The following is an 18694-nucleotide window of genomic DNA, read 5'->3' as shown; positions in this document are numbered from 1 at the left end:
ACGGCCGTTCTGTTTATCAGCTGTCGTGTGGTACACGTCGACGTCATGTTCGACCGCATCCTGTTTCCGACGGCCGGCAGTGACGGTGAGGGGGAGGCGCTGGAGTACGCACTCGGCCTTGCGGTGGCCCACGACGCGACGCTGCACGTCCTGTTCGTCGCGGACACCCAACGCGACAGCGTCACGCTCGTCGGGACGGACGTCGTCGACGCGCTCACGCAGGTCGGCAAGGGGGCGGTCGAGGCCATCGCCGAACGGGCCGACGAGCGCGGGGTCACCGCCGTCACCGACGTCGAGCAGGGGACGCCGTGGCGGACCATTCTCGACTACGTCGACCGCCAGGACGTCGACCTCGTCGTCATGGCGACCCACGGTCGGGGGGGGTCTCGAACGCTACCTGCTCGGGAGCGTCACGGAGAAAGTGGTCCGGGCGGCCGACGTCCCCGTCATGACGGTCCGTATCCACGACACGGAGTGAGCGCTCGGAGCGCTCGGAGCGGGCACGACCGCCGTTCCGTGCGCGGTTCTCCCTCGCTTCGCTCGGTCCGAACCGCGCTACTCCTCGTCGGCGTCCGGGTCCTCGACGACGGACCCGACGACCTTCTCGGCGGCCATGCTCGGCACGTCCTGTGGTGTCGTCAGGTACTCCTCGACGAGCACCATCCCGACGGCGACGGCGAGGACGACGCCACCGAACAGTACGTCGCCGGCGACGAGTTTCGTGACGCCGAACAGTCCGACGGGGATGGCGAACACGAGGGTGACGACGAGTTGGACGGTGCCGATGATACCGCGAGCCATGTCACGGCGAACGACGGTGGCGGGGAAAAACGTCGCGGAGTCGGCGTCGCAGGTCAGTCCGAGACCTGCTCGTCGAGGAACCCGACACGGACGCTGAGGTCGTCGATGCCCGCCGCCTCGGTCAGTCGGTCGTCGATACGCTGGGCGAGGTCCGGCGGGACGGTCGCTCCCTCCTCGACGCCGACGAGTATCTCCATCTCGTAGCTCCCGTCGGTCGCGTACTTCACGAAGTCGAACTCCGTCGTGGTGCCCTCGTAGTTCAGCCCCTCGTACTCCGGTTCGTCGAGCATCGCCTGTGCCTCGGACTGGAGCGTGAGTTCGACGTCGTTGGTGAGGAACTCGCCGACGGTGACCGCGCCGAGGACCACCGAGAGGAGGAGCATCCCGGCGACGATACCGCCGAGGCGTCTGAGGACGTTCCGCCGGATGGCACGCTGGTCGAACGACGGGTCGTCGACGGGTCGGTAGCCCGCGAGGTAGAACAGGACGAGCGCCGAGAGGTTGATGGCCAGCAGGTTGACGAGGACGAGCGTCCCGGCGGCCAGGGCGACACCGTCGAACCCCCACGCGATGCCGAGGCCCGCGGTGGCGGCGGGCGGGATGAGCGCGACGGCGATGGCGACGCCGACGAGCGCCGACCCGGCGTTGCGCATCACGCTGATGGCCCCGGCGATACCCGACCCGAGTGCGAGGAACAGCGAGAGGAACGTCGGACTGGTGCGTTCGGCGACCTGTGGGATGTCGCGGATGTCGAGTTCCGGCGGGAGCAAGAACGTGTCCTTCAGGAGCCACCCCATCACTGCGCCGACGGCGATGGCCAGCGCGAGGCCGGCGACCTGGAACGTCACCCCCCGCGAGGCGAGTCGTTCGTTACCGAGGACGGTCCCGACGCTCGCGGTGATGGCCGGTCCCATCAGCGGGGCGACGACCATCGCGCCGATGATGGTCGCCGCGGAGTCGAGGAGGAGTCCGGCGGTGGCGATGATGGTACTCAGAACGAGGAAGGCGACGTACGTCGAACCTGCCGGAGCGAGGTCCTCGGCCCGAGCGACGAGTTCCTCTCGGGAGATTCGTAGCCCACTGTAGCGCTTCTCCAGTCTGCTCGCACGCTGAGAGATGACCGTCTCCGTCGCCATGACGATGGTGTAGGCGTTCTCGTTGAGACCCGCCACCTCGAGTTCTTCGAGGATCGGTTCGACGCCGCTCTCCGGGATGGGAAAGGAGAGGAGCGCCTCGAAGTCGCCGCGACCGGTCTCCTCCCAGACCGCGTAGTCGATGCCTTCCCCGTCGAGCACGTCGAGGACCGCTCCTCGGGTCCCGTTCGGGATGAGGACTTGGACGAGTCGCATGGCGCTCGTATGTCATGTGTGTGGATAAGCCTCACTCGCGGACGGTCGGTAGCGATGCGATGGCGGCCGCTCGTGGCCGGTCGGCGGAAAAAGAACGCTCGTCGGTCTCAGACTGCGGTCGCCCGTTCGGTGTCGGTTCGGGTGCCCCGTCGCCCGACGAACACCAGAGCGATGCCCGACGAGAGGAGGTTGATACCGAACAGGAGGCCGACGGCCCAGACGGCTGTGCTCGGGAAGCCGATCCACAGCAGGCCGGCGACGAGCAGCGAGAGGACGCCGCTGACGACGAACCACGTGCCGCCGGCCTCGCCGCGGAGTCTGACACCGAGCAGTATCTCGACGACGCCGTCGGCGACGAAGTACCCGACGAGCAGCAGGGTCAGGCCGACGAGTCCGAGCACCGGGTTGGCGAGTAGCGCGATGCCGCCGATGGCGTAGACGGCCGCGAGAACGACCTGCAACGCGAAGCCACCGACGCCACCGGCGCTGAACGCGTGGGCGACGTGGAACAGCGCGCCCACGACGAGGAGCGCGCCGAGCAGTACCGAGATGGACACGCCGGTCACGAACGGGAAGACGATGGCGAGCAGTCCGAGGAGGCTCACGACGACTCCCGTCGCCACCATCGTCCGCCCGGAACCGAACGGAGTCGAGTTCGTCATCGTTCGGTCGGTTTCTGGGGTCGTTGCACTCACGAAGTATGCACCAGCAGTACGTGGGATGTCAACGAACATAACCGATGTCGGCGGTCGCCGGGACTCTCTCGTCGTGGGCACTTCCCAGATTATGTTGCCGATTACCGCCGACGAAGCGGAACGTTTTGCACGCGGTGTCGCCTACCACGGGTATGTTCACGGGAATCGTCGAGGAGACCGCGGAAGTCGTCGCCACGGAGACCGACGAGGGCGGGCGTCGCCTCACCGTCGCCAGTTCGTTCGCGGCCGACCTCACACACGGCCAGTCGGTCAGTGTCAGCGGCACGTGTCTCACCGTCGAGTCGACCGACCACGACGCCGGCACGTTCTCGGTGTTCCTCGCCCGCGAGACGGTCGACCGAACGTATCTGGGGAGCGTCGCCGTCGGTGACGAAGTGAACCTCGAACGGGCGATGGCCGCCGACGGTCGCTTCGACGGCCACGTCGTCCAGGGACACGTCGACGGTACCGCCACCGTCACCAGTGTCGACCGCGAGGGCGACGACTGGCGCTTTGGCTTCTCACTGCCCGAGAGTCTCGAGAAGTACGTCGTCGAGAAGGGCTCTATCACCGTCGACGGCATCTCGCTGACCGTCGCTTCCCTCGACGACGACGGCTTCGAGGTGGCGATCATCCCCGCGACGTACGACCTCACGACGCTCTCGGAGAAGCAGGTGGGCGACCCGGTCCACCTCGAAGTCGACGTGCTGGCGAAGTACGTCGAGCGCGTCCTGAGCACCGAGACCGAGGACCCACAGAGCGCCTACGCCGAACGGTTCGCCGAGCAGTAGCGGTCTACGGTGCTGCTGCGGGGCGGTGCTGTGCGGTAGTACGAGGTTGCTGTACCGCGAGCGAGTGAGCCGCGAAGCGGCGAACGAGCGAGCGGCCTTTTTCGTAGAGGGTTTTCGAGGAGCGGTACCCGCAGCGAATCCCGAAGGGATGAGCGAGGATACTCGACGAAGAAAACGGTCTTAGTGGACGAGCCGCGAGCAGGTGCCACAGAGGTTCTGCTCTTTCATGTCGACTTCGCGCACGGTCGGCGAGAAGTTCATCACACAGCGCTTGTTGTCGCAGTGTTCCAGCCCGAGCGTGTGACCGATCTCGTGGACGACCTCCTTGCGGACGCGGTCGGAGAACACCTCGCCGGCGGACTTCTGTGCGAACCCGCCGTCCGAGGAGGTCTGAAGTCGGTACGTCGAGATGACGCTGCCCGCGCCGTCCAGATACGCCAGCCCGAAGACGTAGTTGCGTCGTCGGTAGAACAGGTCGTTCGGCGTGATGGCGATGTTCTTGTCTCCGTCCCCGATGCGACCAGCCAGTTCGATGAACTCCTCGGCCCGGTACTGCCCACGGTTGGGGTCGTACGACGTGTCCGGCACGGGCTGGGCGGCGTGGACGGTGACATCGCAATCGTAGACCGACCGGAGCCCGGAGGACGCCTCGCGTTTGACGACGGCGGGGACGTCACCGACCGGCACGATGTCAACGTGCATGGAATCGGGTATGGAGTGCCCGGCTATAAGCCTCCCGACGCGCGGGCGTGACGTATCAGATTCTGACGGCCCCGAACCCACACGACACGGGCGTCTCCGCGCGTCGCCGGAGTGCAGTGACCCGGACCGACCGGGAGCCATCGGACGACTGAAGTAGTGGCGTCGCAGTGGTATCGTCTGTGAGACCGGCCACCCGTGACGCGCTCGTCGACCGCCTCGCTCGGTACGAGCGCCTCGTCGAGGTCGGAGTCGGGAATCGCTCCGACGTGGCGGCGGCGCTCGCCGAGCGAGCGTCGGTGACCGCCACCGACGTCCACGACCGGCCGGTTCCCGACGGGGTCCGGTTCGTTCGCGACGACGTGACCGACCCGGACGAGTCGGTGTACCGCGACGCCGACGTCATCTACGCGTTGAACCTACCGCCGGAGCTCCACCGTCCGGCCTGGGACCTCGCGCGGCGCGTCGACGCGGCCTTCCTGTTCACGACGCTCGGCGGTGACGGGCCGTCGGTTCCGACGATTCCCGAGACACTGCCCGGTGAGACGCTGTTTCGCGCTCGTCGGTCCCCGCTCCCCTGACCCTCCCTACCCTATGCAAGTCGACACCATCGTTCTCGACATCGACGGCGTGTTGGTCGACGTGGCGAACTCCTACCGGCGCGCCATCGTCGAAACCCTCGACCGAACCTACGGCGAGACCATCGACCGCGAGGGCGTCCAGTCGTTCAAGAACGCCGGGGGGTTCAACGACGACTGGGAGTTGACCCACGCCGCCGCGCTCTACCTCCTCGCGTCCCGCGAGGGGTACGACTACTCGCTGGAGCGGTTCACCGAGGCTATCGCGGCCAGCGGTGGCGGACTGGACGGTGCCCACACCGTCGTCGCCGACGCGCTCGACCCCGACGCCCGCGAGCGGGTCCACGCGGCGTGGGACCCCGACGCGCTGACCGACACGTTCCAGCAGTTGTACCTCGGGAGCGACCTGTACCGCGAGTTGGAAGGCGACGACCCCGCAGTCGAGACGGAGGGGTTCGTCCACGACGAGACGGTACTCGCCTCGTCCGGGACCGTCGAGACGCTGACCGAGCGTTACGCCGTCGGCGTCGTCACGGGGCGCCCCGAACGGGAGGCCGCAATCGCGCTCGACCGTGTCGGCCTCGAACTCCCCGACGAGCACGTCGTGACGATGGACTCGCCGGTCGCCGGGAAACCCGACCCGGAGGGTCTCGTCGGCCTCGCCGGGCGTCTCGACGCCGAGCGTCTCGCGTTCGCTGGCGACACCCTCGACGACGTCGAGACGGTCCACAACGCCCGCGAGGTCGACGACCGGACGTACTTCGGTGTCGGCGTCCTCACGGGTGGCCTGACCGGCGAATCGGGTCGTGAGGCGTTCGAGCGCGTCGAGGCCGACGCCGTCGTCGGGACGGTCGACGACCTGCCCGACCTGCTGGAGTGACACCGGGCGAGTTTTGCCACGCCGAGCGAACGACGAGCCATGGCCGACGACGACGGACCGCCGAGCCTCGCACACGCCGCCCTGCCGCCGTTCTCGCTCGCGGCCGCCGCGACGGCGCTCGCCCCACCGGACGCGGTGACACAGCTCTACTACCTGCTTCCGGCGCTCGTCTTCGCCACGCTCCTCACCGCGTGGCTGGCACGCGGTGGCGGTTGGAGCCGACTCGGTCTTCGGACGACGCCGTACTCCCTCAGAGTGTTCGGCGCGTCGTGGTTCGTCGTCGCCGTCCTCGCCGGCGTCCTCGCTCGGCCGCTCACCGACCCGACCGGAACCGTGGTCCGTCTCGTCGGCTACGGGGTGGCCACCACGCTCGGGACGTGGCTGGCGTATCGCGGCGGAGCCGTGACGCTCCAGCGGTCGGTCGGTCGCTGAGGCTCGGCGAAACGTTCACGCCCGGAGGGAGACATCTCTGCTCGTGACTCGGTCGTCCCTCCGCTCGTACTGCTGGACTGCCGCGGGGTCGGTCGCGCTCGCACAGGCACTCGCGGTGCATCTGGGTCCGCCCGACCCGTACACACAGCTCTACTACCTTCTCCCCGCGACGGGCCTCGCACTCGTCGTCGCCTTCTGGCTCACCCGTGGCGGCTGGGGCCGACTCGGTGCGCACCCGACCGAGAACAGCGCGTGGTGGTTCTGGGGGTCGTTTCTCGCGTGGGCCTGCTCGGTGGTTGGACCGTTCGACCCCTCCTCGACCTGTTCGAGACGCCGGGGACCGCTCCACTGGTCTCTGCGCTCGTCATCGTCGTCGGGTTCGCCGTCGCGTCGTGGCTGGCGTACTTCGGCGGTGCGACCGTTCTCCGCCACACCGTTCGTGGCTCGTCGGACGCCTGAGCACACAACGCTTAATCGCCGCACGTGCGAGGGTCGACCATGCGAATCGCGCTCTGTGGCGGCACGGGTGACGTCGGCGAGGGACTCGCGCTCCGGTGGGCGTACCACACCGACCACGAGGTGCTCGTCGGCTCTCGGGACCCCGACCGCGCCCGCGAGAAGGCCGAAGAGTACGAGACCGAACTGTCGAGCCGTGGCGTCGACTGCACGATACAGGGGTTCGACAACGCGATGGCGGCCGACCGCGCCGACGTCGTCGTGCTCGCCGTCCCGGCCTACCACCTCGTCGACACCGTCGAGGCCATCGCCGACCGCCTCGACAGTGACGACGTGCTCGTGACGCCCGCCGTCGGGATGAGACGCGACGACGACGGGTTCCACTACAACGCCCCGAGCGCCGGGAGCGTCGCCGCGCTGGCCGCCGGGGCCGCCCCCGACGACGTCTCGCTCGTCGGTGCGTTCCACAACCTCGCGGCCGGGAAACTCGCTAATCTGGACGCCGACCTCGACTGGGACGTCCTCGTCTTCGGCGACGACCCCGACGCGAAGGACATCGTCTCGATGCTGACCGAGGAGATCGAGGGGCTCAGAGCGCTCGACGTCGGTGGCCTCGCCAACGCGAGCGAGGTGGAGGCGCTGACGCCGTTGCTCATCAACGTCGCGTCGAACAACGACGGGATGCACGACCTGGGCGTGCAGTTCAGGTAGCGAGCACGCGACGCTCCGTGCCTGCCGTCGACTCGAAGGAGCGAACCGTCGTTACGCGCCGGCCGATTCGAGCGCGCCCTCGATGTCCTCGCGCTGGGTGACGCCGACGAAGCGCTCGACGACGCCGTCGTCGTTCTCGACGATGAGCGTCGGGAGCGAACGGACCTGGTACTCGTTGGCGACGTCCTGTTCCTCGTCGACGTTCACCTTCTCGACCTGGAAGCGGTCGCCCCAGTCCTCCTGAATGTCCTCCAGGATGGGGTCCTGGGTCTTACACGGGCCACACCAGTCGGCGTAGAAGTCCTTGAGAGTCACCGTCATCTGTAGCATGAAATTGCCGTCGGTTCCGAATAAGAGTTTCCACTGTGGGCGAATCTCGCGCCAACTGCCCCGCTGAGTGCGGGTCGTGGCGTCGCGTCCGCGGGCCGAGGCTCGTTACGGTGACGAAACGTTTAGGAGGGCGCGTCGCTCAGCCTGCGGTATGAGCGGAAGCAACAGCGGCGGACTGATGTCCAGTGCCGGACTGGTCCGGTACTTCGACTCCGAGGACCGCAACGCGCCACGTATCGACCCGAAGACGGTCGTCGCGTTCGGTGCGATGTTCGGCCTCCTCGTGATGGTCCTCTCGGCCGTCGCGTAACCCCCGACCACGCGTCCTCCCGATTCCCCGATTGGTCGCGGAGCGACGCGTCCCGCGAAGCTTTTGCCCGGAACGCACCTTGTGTCGAACATGACCCTCGTAGCCGGCGTCGTCGCGGTCCAGGGCGACGTCTCGGAACACGCCGACGCCATCCGTCGGGCCGCCGCCGCTCACGACGACCCCGCCGAGGTCCGCGAGATTCGGACGGCCGGTGTCGTCCCGGAGTGCGACGTCCTCCTGTTGCCCGGTGGCGAGTCGACGACCATCTCCCGGCATCTCGCTGCCGACGGAATCGACGAGGAGATACGCGACCACGTCGCCGCCGGCAAGCCCCTGTTGGCGACGTGTGCGGGTCTCATCGTCGCCTCGACCGACGCCAAAGACGACCGTGTGGCGACGCTCGACGTACTGGACGTCACCGTCGACCGCAACGCGTTCGGTCGGCAGGTCGACTCCTTCGAGGCCCCGCTCGACGTCGAGGGCCTCGACGAACCGTTCCCGGCGGTGTTCATCCGCGCTCCGGTCATCGACGAGGTCGACGAGGCGGTGACGGTGCTGGCCTCGTGGGACGACCGGCCGGTCGCCGTCCGGCAGGGGTCGGTCGTCGCCACCTCGTTCCACCCCGAACTGACCAACGACCCACGCGTCCACGACCTGGCGTTCTTCGAGTCGGTGCTGGCGTAACCCAGCACGCCCGGGTCGAGAGTGAGCAGTGTTATCCGTCACCGTCTCCGAGTCTCGGACATGAAGGCAGCCATCGAGTCGGTGCGGGTCGCCGGCACGGAACGCGGTCCCGCGCCGGTCGTCCTCCTCGACGTCGAAGGGGAGACCGATGTCCTTCCCATCTTCGTCGGCTTCGAGGAGGCGACGAGCATCGCCCGCGGGATGGACGCCGCGGACTTCGGTCGTCCGCTGACACACGACCTGCTCCTCGACGTCGTCGAGGAGTTGGGTTGCCGGGTCGACCGGGTCCACGTCGCACACCTCGACGAGGGGACGTTCCTCGCGGACCTCCACCTCAACACGCCCCGGAACGACGTCACCGTCGACGCCCGCCCGAGCGACGCGCTGGCGCTGGCCTCCCGGACGAACTGTCCGGTCACGGTCGCTCCCGAGGTGTTCGAGCGGGCGAGCGACGACCCGGATCGCTACGCCGAACTCGACGACATCCGGGACGTCATCCGCGCCGAGATGGACGCCGAGGAGGAGGGAGAGTACTACCTGTGAGCGAGGAGGCCGCCGACGCGGACGCCACGGACGCCGACGTGCTGGACGACCTGTTCGCGGTCATCGAGGACCGCAAGGAGACGCTCCCCGCCGACTCCTACACGACGACGCTGTTCACCGACGAGAAAGGCGAGAACCTCGTCCTCGAAAAGCTGGGCGAGGAGACCACGGAGGTCATCCTCGCGGCGAAAGACGACGACCACGAGGAGTTGGCTCACGAGGCCGCGGACGTCGTCTACCACCTGCTCGTGTTGCTCTCGATGAAGGGGATGACGCTCGACGACCTGCGGGCGGAACTCGCCGAACGCCGCTGAACGACCCGGTTCGCCGTCGCCCGACGGTCGTCTCCCCACCCCGGCGCTCAGTCCCGGCGCTCGAAGCGGTGTCTCACCACGTCGGCGTCGTCGTCCCACTCGAACCCGTCGCTGTGGGCGTGTTCGAGGCGTTCTCTGTACGCGTCTACGTCCTCGGAGCCCTCCGCGCGTGCGTCCTCGTCGGTCAGGTCTCCGAGCGTCCGGTGGGTCACCTCCACCACCTCGAAGGTGGTCCCGTCGACGTCGAACGTGTCGCCCGCCTCGGCGTAGGGGTTCCCGCGGTGTATCTGGGTGACCTCTCCCGAGAGCGCGAGCTGTTCGACGTGGTCGTTCGGTAACAGCGTCTCCGAGTCGATGCGTGCCATACTGCAGGGAGACGCGGAACGTGCAAACAGCTACTGGTCGTCGCAGGCGGTCGGAAAAAGGGCGAATCAGGCCGCCGGACGGCCGCTCTCGACGCGGTCCTCGCGGGTCATCATACCGCCGATAGCGCCGCCGATGGCCGCGGGAATCGCGGCGAACAGCGCTAGCATGACCGCCGCGAGCGCGATACCGACGGTTGCGAACACGCCGCCGAGCGAGAGTTCGACGACCGAAACCGCCAGTCCCAGCACCACGAGGACGGCGACGAGGACGAGCGCCCCGATAGCGCCCGCGAGCAGGCCGTTCCACGCGCCGTTACCGGTGCCCATCCGGGCGAAGTAGCCCGCGGTGAACCCGCCGACGATGCTCCCGAGGACGGTGCCGAACACCGCGAGCTGTTCCACGTACGCGCCGACGATGCCGAGGACGGCGATGACGACGAAGCCGACGCCCACCGCACGCCAGTTAGTCTCTACCATAACGTCTGCTAGGTGGTTAGCAGAGGAGATAAACGATGTCGCGTGCTTACCTGATTTTCCGGAACTATCGCCTCTGAACGGTGATTTTGCCACTCTCGGGTCGTTCGCACCTCCGGCGGGTTCGGGAGGGTCGTGCCGGCAGTTCAGGCCACCGCCGCACCGACGACACCGCCGACGGCGCTCGGGACCGAGACGAGCAGCCAGAACGCGACGAACAGCGCCGTCGCCCCGAGTCCGGCGAGGAAGCCGGGCGGGCCGACGCCGACCGAGAGCGCGACGCTCCCGAGAACGCCCACGACGAGCGCGATGACGAGGCCACCGAACGCACCGGCGAGCAGGCCGTGCCACGCGCCGTTGCCGAGGCTCCCGCCGACCATGTAGCCCGCGACGACCCCCCCGAGGAGAGCCGCGGTGAGCTGTCCCAGCACCGGCACGGCGAGACCGATCGTACCGACGACCACCTCGACGAGGAAGCCGACGACGACCGCTGTCCAGTTGACCATGGTCGCCGTAGGTCGCCGAGGCGGATGAGGGTGGTGGCGCGGCTCCGGTGAGTGTCCCGTTGGCACGCCGAGGACGGGAGGAACGTGCTTTTCACCGCGCGTCCGATACGGGTGGTATGACCTACGAAGACCTCCCCACCACGCCGCGTGCGGAGGAACTCATCGACAAGGCGTTCTCGCGGGCGGCCCGAGCGGGCCACGCGAAATCCGGGCTGGAAGCCCAGCAGTCGATGCTTCAGACGGCGTCGAACATCGTCTCGGACAACCTCCAGAACGTCACGACGTCGTGGCCCGACTTCGACGTGGTCTCGCCGTTCTACCGCGATTTGGCCGACGCGATGATCGAACCCCACGGCGACTGCCCCGGCGGCGTCGACGGCCTCCGCAAGCACCTCTCGCAGGTGATGTGGGCGGGCCGGCAGGCCGAGAAGATCCGCGACGAGTACCACTCGAAGGTGCGGAACACCGACCCCGACACCGCGAAGAAACACCGCAAGCAGGCGTTCGCCCGTCTCGCCAGCATCACCGAGTCCGTCGGTGACGACCTGCTGGCGCTCGGGGAGGCCCGCGACGTCCTGCGGGACATCCCCGACATCCGTCCCGACGAACCGACCATCGTCATCGCGGGCTACCCCAACGTCGGGAAGTCGACGTTCGTCAACGCGGCGACGAACGCCCGCAACGACATCGACTCCTACCCGTTCACGACGACGCAGGTCCACGTCGGCCACGTCGAACGCGACCACATCCGGTACCAGCTCGTCGACACGCCGGGGCTCCTCGACCGGCCGGCCGAGGAGCGAAACGGCATCGAGCGACAGGCCGTGAGCGCCGTCGAACACGCGGCCGACGCCATCCTCGTGTTCGTCGACCCGAGCGAGGAGTGTGGCTACCCGCTCGAAACGCAACTCGCGCTGCGCGACGAACTCGAAGCGCAGTTCGCGGCCGTGCCCGTCCTGACGGTCTGCTCGAAGGCCGACCGCTCGCGTGACGTCGAGGCCGACTGCTACCTGAGCGCGGAGACCGGCGAGGGCGTCGACGAGACGGTCGACGCCGCCGTCGCCGCCATCGACTACGAGATAGAACTCCCCTACGACGGCTGAGCGAGTCGACGAGCGGGAGACGGCCCGTCTCCCGCTGCCGGCGACGGGGCTCTCCCGAGTCGGGCCGTCTCGACCTCGACGTAGCGAATCTGTACCTCGACGTCCCGGCCGGCGGCCTCGTCGACGGCCCGGTCGACCCGACTCGCCAGCCCCGGCGGTCGGTCGCCCGGCGGCGCGCCGATGGTGACGACGATGCGCTCCGGTTCGGTGAACAGCACGTTCCGGTTCTCCAGTTCGATCTGTGTCTCCAGTAGCGTCACGTCCGAACTCTCGTTGACGACTCCGCTCACCGCGTCTCGAATCGCCTGCTCGTCGGTCGCGGTGGTGTAGCTGTCGTAGGTGACGCCACCGAGGAACACCGAGAGGAGCGCGATGGCGATGCCGAGTGCGGCCAGTCGCTTCAGCGTCGCGCTGCGTGCGTGGTCGCGCTGGAAGAACCGCTCGGGGCGGTAGCCGCTGTACCAGAGCACGAGGAGCGCCGCCAGGTTGATCGAGAGCAGGTTGACGAGCGTCAGCACGCTCGAACTGATGGCCGCGCTCGGGAGGCCGTACGCGATGGCGATACCGACCGTCGCCGCCGGCGGGATGAGCGCGACGGCGATCATGACGCCGACCAGCGCCGTGGAGACGCCGGTCGTGAGGCTGACGACGCCGGCCACGCCCGCACCGAGGGCGACGGCGAGCGACAGCGCGTCGGGGGCGAGCCGCTCGCGGACCTGCCCGAGGCTGGTCGGGTCGAGCGACGGCGGGACGATACCGGTGAACTGGGTCACCCACGCGAAGACGGCGGCCGCACCGACCGACAGCAGGACGCCGAGCACCTGGAACTTCACCCCACGGACGAACAGTTCCTCGTCGTCGATGACGGTCCCGACGGCCGTCGCCATCGCCGGGCCGATGAGCGGGGCGATGACCATGCTCCCGACCACCGTCGCGGGAGAGTCGAGCAGGAGGCCGGCCGTGGCGATGACGGCACTGACGACGGTCATCACGACGTAGGTGCTGAACGTGCTGGCGAGCCCCTCGGCCTTCGAACGGAGCTCCTCGCGGGCGATACGGTCGCCGTTCCCCGCGTCGGCGTACTCCGCTTCGAGCGCGTCGAAGCGGTGGGAGACGACCGTCTCGGCCTCCGTGACGACGGTGTAGGCGCTCTCGTCGACGCCAACGTCACGGAGCGACGCGAGCACGTTCTCGACGGCGTTCGTCGGGAGCGGGAACGCGACGATGGCCTCGTAGTCGTGGCTGCCCGTCTCGTCGCTGACGACGTACTCGACGTCCTCGTCGTCCAACACGCCGAGCACCACCGCCCGCCGTCCCTCCGGAACACCCACCTGAACGAGTCGCACGCTCGTGTTCGACTCCCGGCGATGCGTTATAGCTACGGGTCGCTCCTGCCACTGTGCCCGCTCGTGCGGTCCTTGCGGTCGTCGCCGGTGTCCCCCGCCGACGCTTCGATAGTAGCGGCAAACGTTATATTATCGAATCGGTGAGTGTCAGCCATGAAACGACGACGGTTCCTCGGGCTGTGCGGCGTCGTCGGCGTCGGTGGAGCGACGGGGCTCACGCTGTACGACGACGGTGTCGCGGCGGGAGCGCCGGGGTTCCCGAGCACCGACGACGGTCAGCCTCGACTCGACGGGGCCGACGCCGACGAGTGGACGGTCCTCGACGAGACGGCGGAGACGTTCTCGGAGGGCCGATACGGCGTCGACGTGACCGCGGCCGTCTACACGACGCTGTTCTCCTACACGCCCGCTCGTGAGCGCGTCGCCGACCGGACCCGCGGCGCGTTCGACCGGCCGGTCGTCCTCGCCTCGCTCACCCGGGTCGACGTCGAGAGCTACGTCAACGCCGCGCTGACCGTCGACCGACTGGAGGCACGAATCCTCCCGGCCGTCGAGACACAGCTCGCCGAACGGGGGGTCTCGAACCCGACCTACGAACGGACGGCGCTCGCCGAGGCCCTCACCGGCGTCCAGCGGACCTACGACGTCGGCGGGTCGATGGCGGTTCCGGCCCTCTCGTACGACGAACCGGACACGCCACGAATGGGGCCGATTCGCGTCCCGGCGTTCGACCTCTCGGTCGCGGGCCTCCTCGCCCTCTGGAAGGTCGACACGGGGACGCTGTACGTCCTCGGCAGTGTCTACCCCGACGAGACGGTGACCCGAACGGCCACCCGGACCGTCGAGGGGCCGGAGGGCGAGACACGCGAACTCAGCCGGGAGACGACGCTCGACTTCGACCCCGACCGCTACCGCGCGGCCGTCCGGTCGCTGCTGGCGTCGGGCGGCGACTCGTCCGCTCGCCGTGCTACTCGCTGAATCGCTGCAACACCGGTATCTCCTCGACTCGCTCCTCGTCCAGCAGCGACCAGTCGATGCCGTCGGGACGTCCGGCCGCGTCGGTCCGGAGCGTCCGCTCGGGGGTGACGACGACGTCGAGGGGCACGTCGTGGTCGCCCGTCTCGACCGCGTCGTCGACGACCTGTCGCTCGTGGACCGTCGTCACCACCGTCGTCGACTCGTCGACGAGGCCCAGTTCCCCCAACACGGCGAACTCCAGGTCCGAGTAGCCCTCGCCCTTCCCGATACGCTCGCCCGCCTCGGTGACGGCGACGCTCCCCGAGAGCACCAGGTCGACCCGCGGCATCTCGTCGGGAGAGACACGCACACCGTAGTCGTCCATCCCGCCGACGGTGGCGGCGGCGTCGGTATCGGCCAGTTCGGCGGGTTCGAGTTCGACGAAACACTCCTCCTCGCGCAGTCGCGGGACGGCCATGTAGACGGTCTTGCCCTCGCGGAGTGCTGCGCGTCTCGCCGGTAACTGTGGCGCGTCGGGGTTCGCCTTGATGGCCGTCGCCTCGCGCCACGCCGGCAGGTCGGCGAGTCGCTCGGCCGCCGCCGGCGCGCCGTCGAAGTTCGGGATACGCCCGTGTGGCGGGAAGGGGAACCGGGCGATACCCTCCGCCTCCAGCGTGTCCCAGACCCGTTCGCGGATGGCCTGTTTCTCCATACCGACGGGACGTGCGGCCGTGACAAAGGCGTGTCCCGCCGCACTTATCGGCGCTGACGGGGTACGACGGGTATGTTCGAGGGTCGCCCCGAGCGGGGCGCGGAGGTGGTGTTGGTCGGTCGGTCCAACGTCGGGAAGTCGACGCTGATGCGGGAACTCACGGGCAAGCAGTTCTCGACCGGTGGGAAGCCGGGCGTCACGCGCTCGCCGAACCACTACGACTGGTCGTCCCACGACTTCGTGTTGACTGACCTCCCCGGTTTCGGGTTCATGGAGGGCGTCGAGGCCGACCACCGCGAGGCGATCAAGACGAACATCGTCCACTACCTGGAGGAGCACGCCGACAGCATCCTCGTGGGCGTCGTCGTCGTCGACGGCAAGAGCGTCGTCGACATCATCGACCGTCACTCCGGCCCCGACGAGATTCCCCACGTCGTCGAACTGTTCTACCTGTTCGAGGACCTCGGCATCCCCTGTGTCGTCGCCGTCAACAAGATGGACAAGGTCGACGACCGCGACGACCGCCTCGACGAGGTGTGTGACCGCCTCGGTCTCTACCCGCCCTGGAAGCAGTGGCAGGACACCGTCGCCCCCATCACGGCGAAACGGGGGTCCATCACGCCGCTGACCGACGCCGTCCGCACCCACCTCCACGACGCCGGCCGGGACGACCTGTTCCAGTTCTTCTGAACCACCTTTTGCTGCGCTCGCCAGAGTGCGACACGCTCGGCAGTGTCTCGCGGTCGCACTCGGCTCGCTGGCAAAAGCCTCCTCGCTCCCGTTGGTCGCTCGTCAGCCCGCTCGCTCACTCCGGAGGACTCGCTCCGCTCGTCTTCCGTGCTCCCGCTCGCTTCGTTCGCGGGAACTCCGTTCGCTCGCGGTACCACGCACTGTTCGGTCCGCCCCGCGACCGACGCCGCACGTTCAAGTACCGGAACGCGGCCAGCCTCGCCATCGTCTGACCAGCACGGCGTGGTCGCCCGAGAGGAACCCCTCACCCGTGGATTCGGCCCCACGGCGCGCGACGCACGGCCACGCCGCTTCCAGCGCGTCGCCTGCTCGTCGGCCGACCCCGTCGGAGAAGCGCCCAGTGACTACGCGACGGTTCCGTTCGGCGAGGCCACCGTCACGGCGTCGCTCGCGCCGGCCGGTAGCTGGATGTCTACCGGTTCGCCGTAGCCGTCGAACCGGAGGTCGGTCGTCCGCTCGAACGTCAGCGTCCGCCCGCTCGCCCGTTCGGTCCCCGAGACGTTCACCGTCGAACGGACGAGTCGGTCGTCCTCGACACCTACGTAGAACGTCGCCGAAACGGTCGAGACGTTGGCCGCACCGCCCGTTCCGATGCCGAGCGCCTCGTACTCGCTCCGGTTGGTGGTGGCGGTCAGGACGTAGACGTCGGTTCCGTTCACGCGCTCGATGCCGTCGAGGGTGACGTTCGAGGCTTCGAGTAGCGCTCGCTGGCGCGAGAGGGTGTCGTACTGCTCCCACGTCGCCGAGAAGTTGCCCGAGAGGTCGGTCCTGATCCACCGGGAGTCGTACTCCTGTTCGTAGATGCGACTGTACTGATAGCGGGTCTCGCTGGCCCCGTCGACGTACGTCTCGACGGAGAACGCGAGACTCCTCGCCGTCAGGTTCTGGACGAGACTGGCGTTCCGGACCGTCCGGTCGAACGTCCCGTTCACCGTCGAGTTGACGGTGCGGTTTAGTTCGGCGTAGCGCGTCGTCTGGTTCGCCCGAAGGCGGTAGGTCTCGACGGCCTCGATAGCGGCGAGTGCCTCGGCTTTCACCGACTCGCCGGTGACGTTCTCACCCGGCGTCCCCGGCGTCGCCATCGGTGTCTCCGTCGTGTTCGTATCGAGACCCGGTTCGTCTCCCGACCCCGGGAGACCGATGCCGTTGCAGCCAGCCAGCACGACCAGCACTGCGAGGAGAAGCGGGAGGAGGCGGCGCATGGTCGCTCGTCTGCGTCCGCTCGGTTAAGGGTTCCGTGACGCCGCTTGAGGCCGGGTGGACCGTCGTCGAGTCCACGGCGGCCGGGAACGGCCACGAGCCTCGTGAACGGTCAGCCGACGTCGCCACTCAGAACGCTGACGAACCCCGCTGCGTGCTCGTCGTACCTGCGGTCGCTCGACCGTGCGGTGAGTTCCTCGCGGGCAGCAGCGACCTTCTCGTCCAACCCCTCGCGGGCGTCTCCCCCCGCGAGTGCCTGCCGAACGGACTCGCCGAGCGAGTCCGCGGGAGCACCGGCACCGACGAACGCACCGAACAGGGGGTTGGCGAACGCGCCGAACGGGTGCGAACTGCTCGTCCCGTCGAGCAGCGCGATGCGGCCGTCGGTCAGGGAGCACCAGTCGGCGACGGCCGCCGCGGGGTCGGGGAGCAGCCCGACGACGAACGACCCGAGTATCGCGTCGGTCCGGGCGACCGGCGGTGCAGTCGCGTCCGCCTGTACGACGGCGACGTTCTCCCATCCGTGGCGCTCGACGCGTTCGCGTGCTCGCACCAGCAGCGGGCGCGTGAGGTCGAGTCCGACGACGCGACCCTCGGGGCCGACGCGCTCACGGAGGTGGGGCAGGTTCGCGCCGGTCCCACAGCCCATCTCGACGACGGTGTCGCCCGGTCCGAGGTCGAGGGCGTCGCCGGCGCTCGCTCGCCAGCGTGTGACGCCAGGGGCGGTTGCGATGGCGTCGTACAGCGCGGCGTACCGGCCGTAGAACTCCTGGACGGGGTCGCGGTCGCTCACACCAGCCTCCTGACTCGCTGGGCCGCCGTCGCCGCGTCGTTCGCGAGGACGTAGACGACCGGTTCGATGCCGAACGCGCCCGACTGGTAGAGGGCGTCGACGTCCGGGACGTCGGCCAGCGCCGCCGCGATGGCGTCGTCGAGCGGGGCCTCGGGGTCGAACCCGACGGCGGTGAGTCCCTGTTCGTTCAACCCCTCGAGCACCGACTCGTCGTAGTGGACGTTGAGCGCGGCGCGTGCGTCCGACCCGCCTGCACGGGTGGCCAGCAGCACGCGAGCGACGTGTTCGCTGACGCCGAACTCGGGGTCGCCGGGGACCGTCGCCCGCCCCTTCACGTCGAGGATGCGACCGGGGACGCCGGCGACGTCGTCGATACCCGTCGCGTCGGGGAGACACATCACGAGGTTCGACCCGACGGCGGGGATGAGGCCGGCGAACCCGCTGGTGTTCTCCAGGACGCGAAGCCCACGGCGGACCGACGAGAGCGCGCGTTCGGCGGCCCGGAGGTCGCTGTCGGCGTCGTGAATCGAGAACTCGCCGTCGTAGGCGGCGAGTTCGGGCATCGCCTCCTCGTGGAGCGTCGCCAGCAGGTCACCGCGTTCGAGTTGCCGGACGAGCACCTCCGCCTCCGCGAGCGCCTGCACGGGGGTCGTCTCCTCGCTGGCGAGTCCCGCGCCGAGACGTTCGACCAGCGACTGGACGCGCTGGTCCGCCAGCACCCGCTCGTTTCGCTCGACGTCGCCGTGGGCGTACTTCGAGACGGCGCTCTGTGAGATGCCGAGCAGCGTCGCCACCTCGCGCTGTGTGAGGCCCCGGCCACGGAGGTCCTCGGCGAGCATCGAGCGGAACGTCGGCAGGAACTGGTCGACGACCACCTCTTCGATGAACTTCATGGTCGGACTCCCTTCGGGTGGT

At 68.6% G+C, this 18694-nt stretch carries 27 protein-coding genes and 1 pseudogene; 15 read left to right on the top strand and 13 right to left on the bottom strand.

Translation table 11 applies throughout. The features are described from left to right. Positions 1–45: 45 nt before the first annotated feature. Together GQS65_RS13750 and GQS65_RS22145 are read left to right on the top strand one after the other, a co-directional pair. Positions 46–327 (top strand): annotated as a pseudogene (locus GQS65_RS13750) (universal stress protein); the annotation flags it as partial. A 94-nt stretch (positions 328–421) separates the two neighbouring features. Further along, the gene (locus GQS65_RS22145) at positions 422–478 is read left to right on the top strand and encodes a hypothetical protein (RefSeq protein WP_368280197.1); all 57 of its coding nucleotides are present in this window, start codon (positions 422–424) and stop codon (positions 476–478) included. A gap of 77 nt (positions 479–555) precedes the next feature. Here the strand turns inward: GQS65_RS22145 and GQS65_RS13745 are convergent, their stop codons facing one another. From GQS65_RS13745 to GQS65_RS13735, 3 genes are all read right to left on the bottom strand, one after another. Next, on the bottom strand, positions 556–801 hold the full coding sequence (locus GQS65_RS13745) for a DUF7533 family protein (RefSeq protein WP_158205202.1): 246 nt from the start codon (positions 799–801) through the stop codon (positions 556–558). Between the two features lie 53 nt (positions 802–854). Further along, complete coding sequence (locus tag GQS65_RS13740) at positions 855–2150, bottom strand: TIGR00341 family protein (RefSeq protein WP_158205201.1); 1296 nt, start codon at positions 2148–2150, stop codon at positions 855–857. Positions 2151–2257: 107 nt separating this feature from the next. Beyond that, positions 2258–2812, bottom strand: a complete 555-nt coding sequence (locus GQS65_RS13735) for an HdeD family acid-resistance protein (protein WP_199268466.1) — start codon at positions 2810–2812, stop codon at positions 2258–2260. 185 nt (positions 2813–2997) lie between these two features. Here GQS65_RS13735 and GQS65_RS13730 point away from each other — a divergent pair, with 185 nt between their 5' ends. After that, the gene (locus GQS65_RS13730; protein WP_158205200.1) at positions 2998–3636 is read left to right on the top strand and encodes a riboflavin synthase; all 639 of its coding nucleotides are present in this window, start codon (positions 2998–3000) and stop codon (positions 3634–3636) included. Between the two features lie 180 nt (positions 3637–3816). On the opposite strand, the gene GQS65_RS13725 is transcribed toward GQS65_RS13730, so the two are convergent. Next, the gene (locus GQS65_RS13725) at positions 3817–4338 is read right to left on the bottom strand and encodes an archaemetzincin family Zn-dependent metalloprotease (RefSeq protein WP_158205199.1); all 522 of its coding nucleotides are present in this window, start codon (positions 4336–4338) and stop codon (positions 3817–3819) included. Between the two features lie 179 nt (positions 4339–4517). On the opposite strand from GQS65_RS13725, the gene GQS65_RS13720 reads away from it, so the two are divergent. The 5 genes from GQS65_RS13720 to npdG all read left to right on the top strand — a co-directional run bounded on the left by GQS65_RS13720 (position 4518) and on the right by npdG (position 7392). After that, a complete protein-coding gene (locus GQS65_RS13720; protein ID WP_368280177.1) occupies positions 4518–4916 on the top strand; it encodes a UPF0146 family protein in 399 nt (132 codons plus the stop codon). A 13-nt stretch (positions 4917–4929) separates the two neighbouring features. Further along, on the top strand, positions 4930–5793 hold the full coding sequence (locus GQS65_RS13715) for a TIGR01548 family HAD-type hydrolase (protein WP_158205198.1): 864 nt from the start codon (positions 4930–4932) through the stop codon (positions 5791–5793). Positions 5794–5832: 39 nt separating this feature from the next. Next, positions 5833–6225 (top strand): hypothetical protein, encoded by a 393-nt coding sequence (locus GQS65_RS13710; protein ID WP_158205197.1) that lies wholly within the window; start codon positions 5833–5835, stop codon positions 6223–6225. A gap of 255 nt (positions 6226–6480) precedes the next feature. Next, positions 6481–6684, top strand: a complete 204-nt coding sequence (locus GQS65_RS13705; protein WP_158205196.1) for a hypothetical protein — start codon at positions 6481–6483, stop codon at positions 6682–6684. Between the two features lie 39 nt (positions 6685–6723). Further along, on the top strand, positions 6724–7392 hold the full coding sequence (gene npdG / locus GQS65_RS13700; protein WP_158205195.1) for an NADPH-dependent F420 reductase: 669 nt from the start codon (positions 6724–6726) through the stop codon (positions 7390–7392). A gap of 51 nt (positions 7393–7443) precedes the next feature. On the opposite strand, the gene GQS65_RS13695 is transcribed toward npdG, so the two are convergent. Beyond that, a complete protein-coding gene (locus tag GQS65_RS13695; protein WP_158205194.1) occupies positions 7444–7713 on the bottom strand; it encodes a thioredoxin family protein in 270 nt (89 codons plus the stop codon). A 160-nt stretch (positions 7714–7873) separates the two neighbouring features. Here GQS65_RS13695 and GQS65_RS13690 point away from each other — a divergent pair, with 160 nt between their 5' ends. The 4 genes from GQS65_RS13690 (at position 7874) to hisE (ending at position 9573) form a co-directional block, all read left to right on the top strand. After that, complete coding sequence (locus GQS65_RS13690) at positions 7874–8032, top strand: preprotein translocase subunit Sec61beta (RefSeq protein WP_158205193.1); 159 nt, start codon at positions 7874–7876, stop codon at positions 8030–8032. Positions 8033–8122: 90 nt separating this feature from the next. Beyond that, on the top strand, positions 8123–8716 hold the full coding sequence (pdxT, locus tag GQS65_RS13685; RefSeq protein WP_158205192.1) for a pyridoxal 5'-phosphate synthase glutaminase subunit PdxT: 594 nt from the start codon (positions 8123–8125) through the stop codon (positions 8714–8716). 60 nt (positions 8717–8776) lie between these two features. Further along, positions 8777–9259 (top strand): bifunctional nuclease family protein, encoded by a 483-nt coding sequence (locus GQS65_RS13680; protein WP_158205191.1) that lies wholly within the window; start codon positions 8777–8779, stop codon positions 9257–9259. Continuing rightward, positions 9256–9573, top strand: coding sequence for a phosphoribosyl-ATP diphosphatase (hisE, locus tag GQS65_RS13675; protein ID WP_368280174.1), 318 nt, complete (start codon positions 9256–9258; stop codon positions 9571–9573). Before GQS65_RS13680 ends, hisE begins: the two co-directional genes overlap by 4 nt. 47 nt (positions 9574–9620) lie before the next feature. On the opposite strand, the gene GQS65_RS13670 is transcribed toward hisE, so the two are convergent. The 3 genes from GQS65_RS13670 to GQS65_RS13660 all read right to left on the bottom strand — a co-directional run bounded on the left by GQS65_RS13670 (position 9621) and on the right by GQS65_RS13660 (position 10918). Continuing rightward, positions 9621–9938: an ASCH domain-containing protein gene (locus tag GQS65_RS13670; protein WP_158205190.1), complete on the bottom strand. Its 318-nt coding sequence runs from the start codon at positions 9936–9938 to the stop codon at positions 9621–9623. Between the two features lie 66 nt (positions 9939–10004). Further along, on the bottom strand, positions 10005–10415 hold the full coding sequence (locus tag GQS65_RS13665; RefSeq protein ID WP_158205189.1) for a DUF5518 domain-containing protein: 411 nt from the start codon (positions 10413–10415) through the stop codon (positions 10005–10007). Positions 10416–10558: 143 nt separating this feature from the next. Next, entirely contained in the window at positions 10559–10918 is a 360-nt protein-coding gene (locus tag GQS65_RS13660; protein WP_158205188.1) for a DUF5518 domain-containing protein, read from the bottom strand. A gap of 116 nt (positions 10919–11034) precedes the next feature. Between GQS65_RS13660 and GQS65_RS13655 the strand changes: the two genes are divergently transcribed. Further along, positions 11035–12021 carry an NOG1 family protein gene (locus GQS65_RS13655; protein ID WP_158205187.1) on the top strand — a complete coding sequence of 329 codons (987 nt, stop codon included), beginning with the start codon at positions 11035–11037 and terminating at the stop codon, positions 12019–12021. Here the strand turns inward: GQS65_RS13655 and GQS65_RS13650 are convergent. Beyond that, a complete protein-coding gene (locus tag GQS65_RS13650; protein WP_368280171.1) occupies positions 12009–13367 on the bottom strand; it encodes a TIGR00341 family protein in 1359 nt (452 codons plus the stop codon). The genes GQS65_RS13655 and GQS65_RS13650 overlap by 13 nt on opposite strands. 153 nt (positions 13368–13520) lie before the next feature. On the opposite strand from GQS65_RS13650, the gene GQS65_RS13645 reads away from it, so the two are divergent. Next, entirely contained in the window at positions 13521–14345 is an 825-nt protein-coding gene (locus GQS65_RS13645; protein WP_158205186.1) for a hypothetical protein, read from the top strand. Here the strand turns inward: GQS65_RS13645 and GQS65_RS13640 are convergent. Next, the gene (locus GQS65_RS13640; protein ID WP_158205185.1) at positions 14335–15036 is read right to left on the bottom strand and encodes a 5-formyltetrahydrofolate cyclo-ligase; all 702 of its coding nucleotides are present in this window, start codon (positions 15034–15036) and stop codon (positions 14335–14337) included. The two genes, GQS65_RS13645 and GQS65_RS13640, sit on opposite strands and share 11 nt — an antisense overlap. A gap of 72 nt (positions 15037–15108) precedes the next feature. On the opposite strand from GQS65_RS13640, the gene engB reads away from it, so the two are divergent. Further along, positions 15109–15726 (top strand): GTP-binding protein EngB, encoded by a 618-nt coding sequence (gene engB / locus GQS65_RS13635; RefSeq protein WP_158205184.1) that lies wholly within the window; start codon positions 15109–15111, stop codon positions 15724–15726. Between the two features lie 404 nt (positions 15727–16130). Here engB and GQS65_RS13630 read toward each other — a convergent pair whose 3' ends face one another. From GQS65_RS13630 to GQS65_RS13620, 3 genes are all read right to left on the bottom strand, one after another. Beyond that, entirely contained in the window at positions 16131–16988 is an 858-nt protein-coding gene (locus GQS65_RS13630) for a DUF7537 family lipoprotein (RefSeq protein ID WP_158205183.1), read from the bottom strand. Between the two features lie 110 nt (positions 16989–17098). Further along, the gene (locus tag GQS65_RS13625) at positions 17099–17779 is read right to left on the bottom strand and encodes a methyltransferase domain-containing protein (protein WP_368280169.1); all 681 of its coding nucleotides are present in this window, start codon (positions 17777–17779) and stop codon (positions 17099–17101) included. After that, positions 17776–18672, bottom strand: coding sequence for a thiamine-phosphate synthase family protein (locus tag GQS65_RS13620; protein ID WP_158205182.1), 897 nt, complete (start codon positions 18670–18672; stop codon positions 17776–17778). The genes GQS65_RS13625 and GQS65_RS13620 overlap by 4 nt, the downstream gene beginning before the upstream one ends. Positions 18673–18694 lie beyond the last annotated feature (22 nt).

The organism is Halomarina oriensis (assembly GCF_009791395.1).
GTDB classification, from domain to species: Archaea; Halobacteriota; Halobacteria; order Halobacteriales; family Haloarculaceae; genus Halomarina; species Halomarina oriensis.
The sequence above is the reverse complement of the archived record's forward strand: the minus strand, read 5'-3'. Positions and strand labels throughout refer to the sequence as shown.

Excerpts from the sequence above, each read along its gene's own strand:
- GQS65_RS13745 (WP_158205202.1), bottom strand. The coding sequence starts at position 801 with ATGGCTCGCGGTATCATCGGCACCGTCCAACTCGTCGTCACCCTCGTG.
- GQS65_RS13740 (WP_158205201.1), bottom strand. The coding sequence starts at position 2,150 with ATGCGACTCGTCCAAGTCCTCATCCCGAACGGGACCCGAGGAGCGGTC.
- GQS65_RS13735 (WP_199268466.1), bottom strand. The coding sequence starts at position 2,812 with ATGACGAACTCGACTCCGTTCGGTTCCGGGCGGACGATGGTGGCGACG.
- GQS65_RS13730 (WP_158205200.1), top strand. The coding sequence starts at position 2,998 with ATGTTCACGGGAATCGTCGAGGAGACCGCGGAAGTCGTCGCCACGGAG.
- GQS65_RS13725 (WP_158205199.1), bottom strand. The coding sequence starts at position 4,338 with ATGCACGTTGACATCGTGCCGGTCGGTGACGTCCCCGCCGTCGTCAAA.
- GQS65_RS13715 (WP_158205198.1), top strand. The coding sequence starts at position 4,930 with ATGCAAGTCGACACCATCGTTCTCGACATCGACGGCGTGTTGGTCGAC.
- GQS65_RS13710 (WP_158205197.1), top strand. The coding sequence starts at position 5,833 with ATGGCCGACGACGACGGACCGCCGAGCCTCGCACACGCCGCCCTGCCG.
- npdG (WP_158205195.1), top strand. The coding sequence starts at position 6,724 with ATGCGAATCGCGCTCTGTGGCGGCACGGGTGACGTCGGCGAGGGACTC.
- GQS65_RS13695 (WP_158205194.1), bottom strand. The coding sequence starts at position 7,713 with ATGACGGTGACTCTCAAGGACTTCTACGCCGACTGGTGTGGCCCGTGT.
- GQS65_RS13690 (WP_158205193.1), top strand. The coding sequence starts at position 7,874 with ATGAGCGGAAGCAACAGCGGCGGACTGATGTCCAGTGCCGGACTGGTC.
- pdxT (WP_158205192.1), top strand. The coding sequence starts at position 8,123 with ATGACCCTCGTAGCCGGCGTCGTCGCGGTCCAGGGCGACGTCTCGGAA.
- GQS65_RS13680 (WP_158205191.1), top strand. The coding sequence starts at position 8,777 with ATGAAGGCAGCCATCGAGTCGGTGCGGGTCGCCGGCACGGAACGCGGT.
- GQS65_RS13670 (WP_158205190.1), bottom strand. The coding sequence starts at position 9,938 with ATGGCACGCATCGACTCGGAGACGCTGTTACCGAACGACCACGTCGAA.
- GQS65_RS13665 (WP_158205189.1), bottom strand. The coding sequence starts at position 10,415 with ATGGTAGAGACTAACTGGCGTGCGGTGGGCGTCGGCTTCGTCGTCATC.
- GQS65_RS13660 (WP_158205188.1), bottom strand. The coding sequence starts at position 10,918 with ATGGTCAACTGGACAGCGGTCGTCGTCGGCTTCCTCGTCGAGGTGGTC.
- GQS65_RS13655 (WP_158205187.1), top strand. The coding sequence starts at position 11,035 with ATGACCTACGAAGACCTCCCCACCACGCCGCGTGCGGAGGAACTCATC.
- GQS65_RS13645 (WP_158205186.1), top strand. The coding sequence starts at position 13,521 with ATGAAACGACGACGGTTCCTCGGGCTGTGCGGCGTCGTCGGCGTCGGT.
- GQS65_RS13640 (WP_158205185.1), bottom strand. The coding sequence starts at position 15,036 with ATGGAGAAACAGGCCATCCGCGAACGGGTCTGGGACACGCTGGAGGCG.
- engB (WP_158205184.1), top strand. The coding sequence starts at position 15,109 with ATGTTCGAGGGTCGCCCCGAGCGGGGCGCGGAGGTGGTGTTGGTCGGT.
- GQS65_RS13630 (WP_158205183.1), bottom strand. The coding sequence starts at position 16,988 with ATGCGCCGCCTCCTCCCGCTTCTCCTCGCAGTGCTGGTCGTGCTGGCT.
- GQS65_RS13620 (WP_158205182.1), bottom strand. The coding sequence starts at position 18,672 with ATGAAGTTCATCGAAGAGGTGGTCGTCGACCAGTTCCTGCCGACGTTC.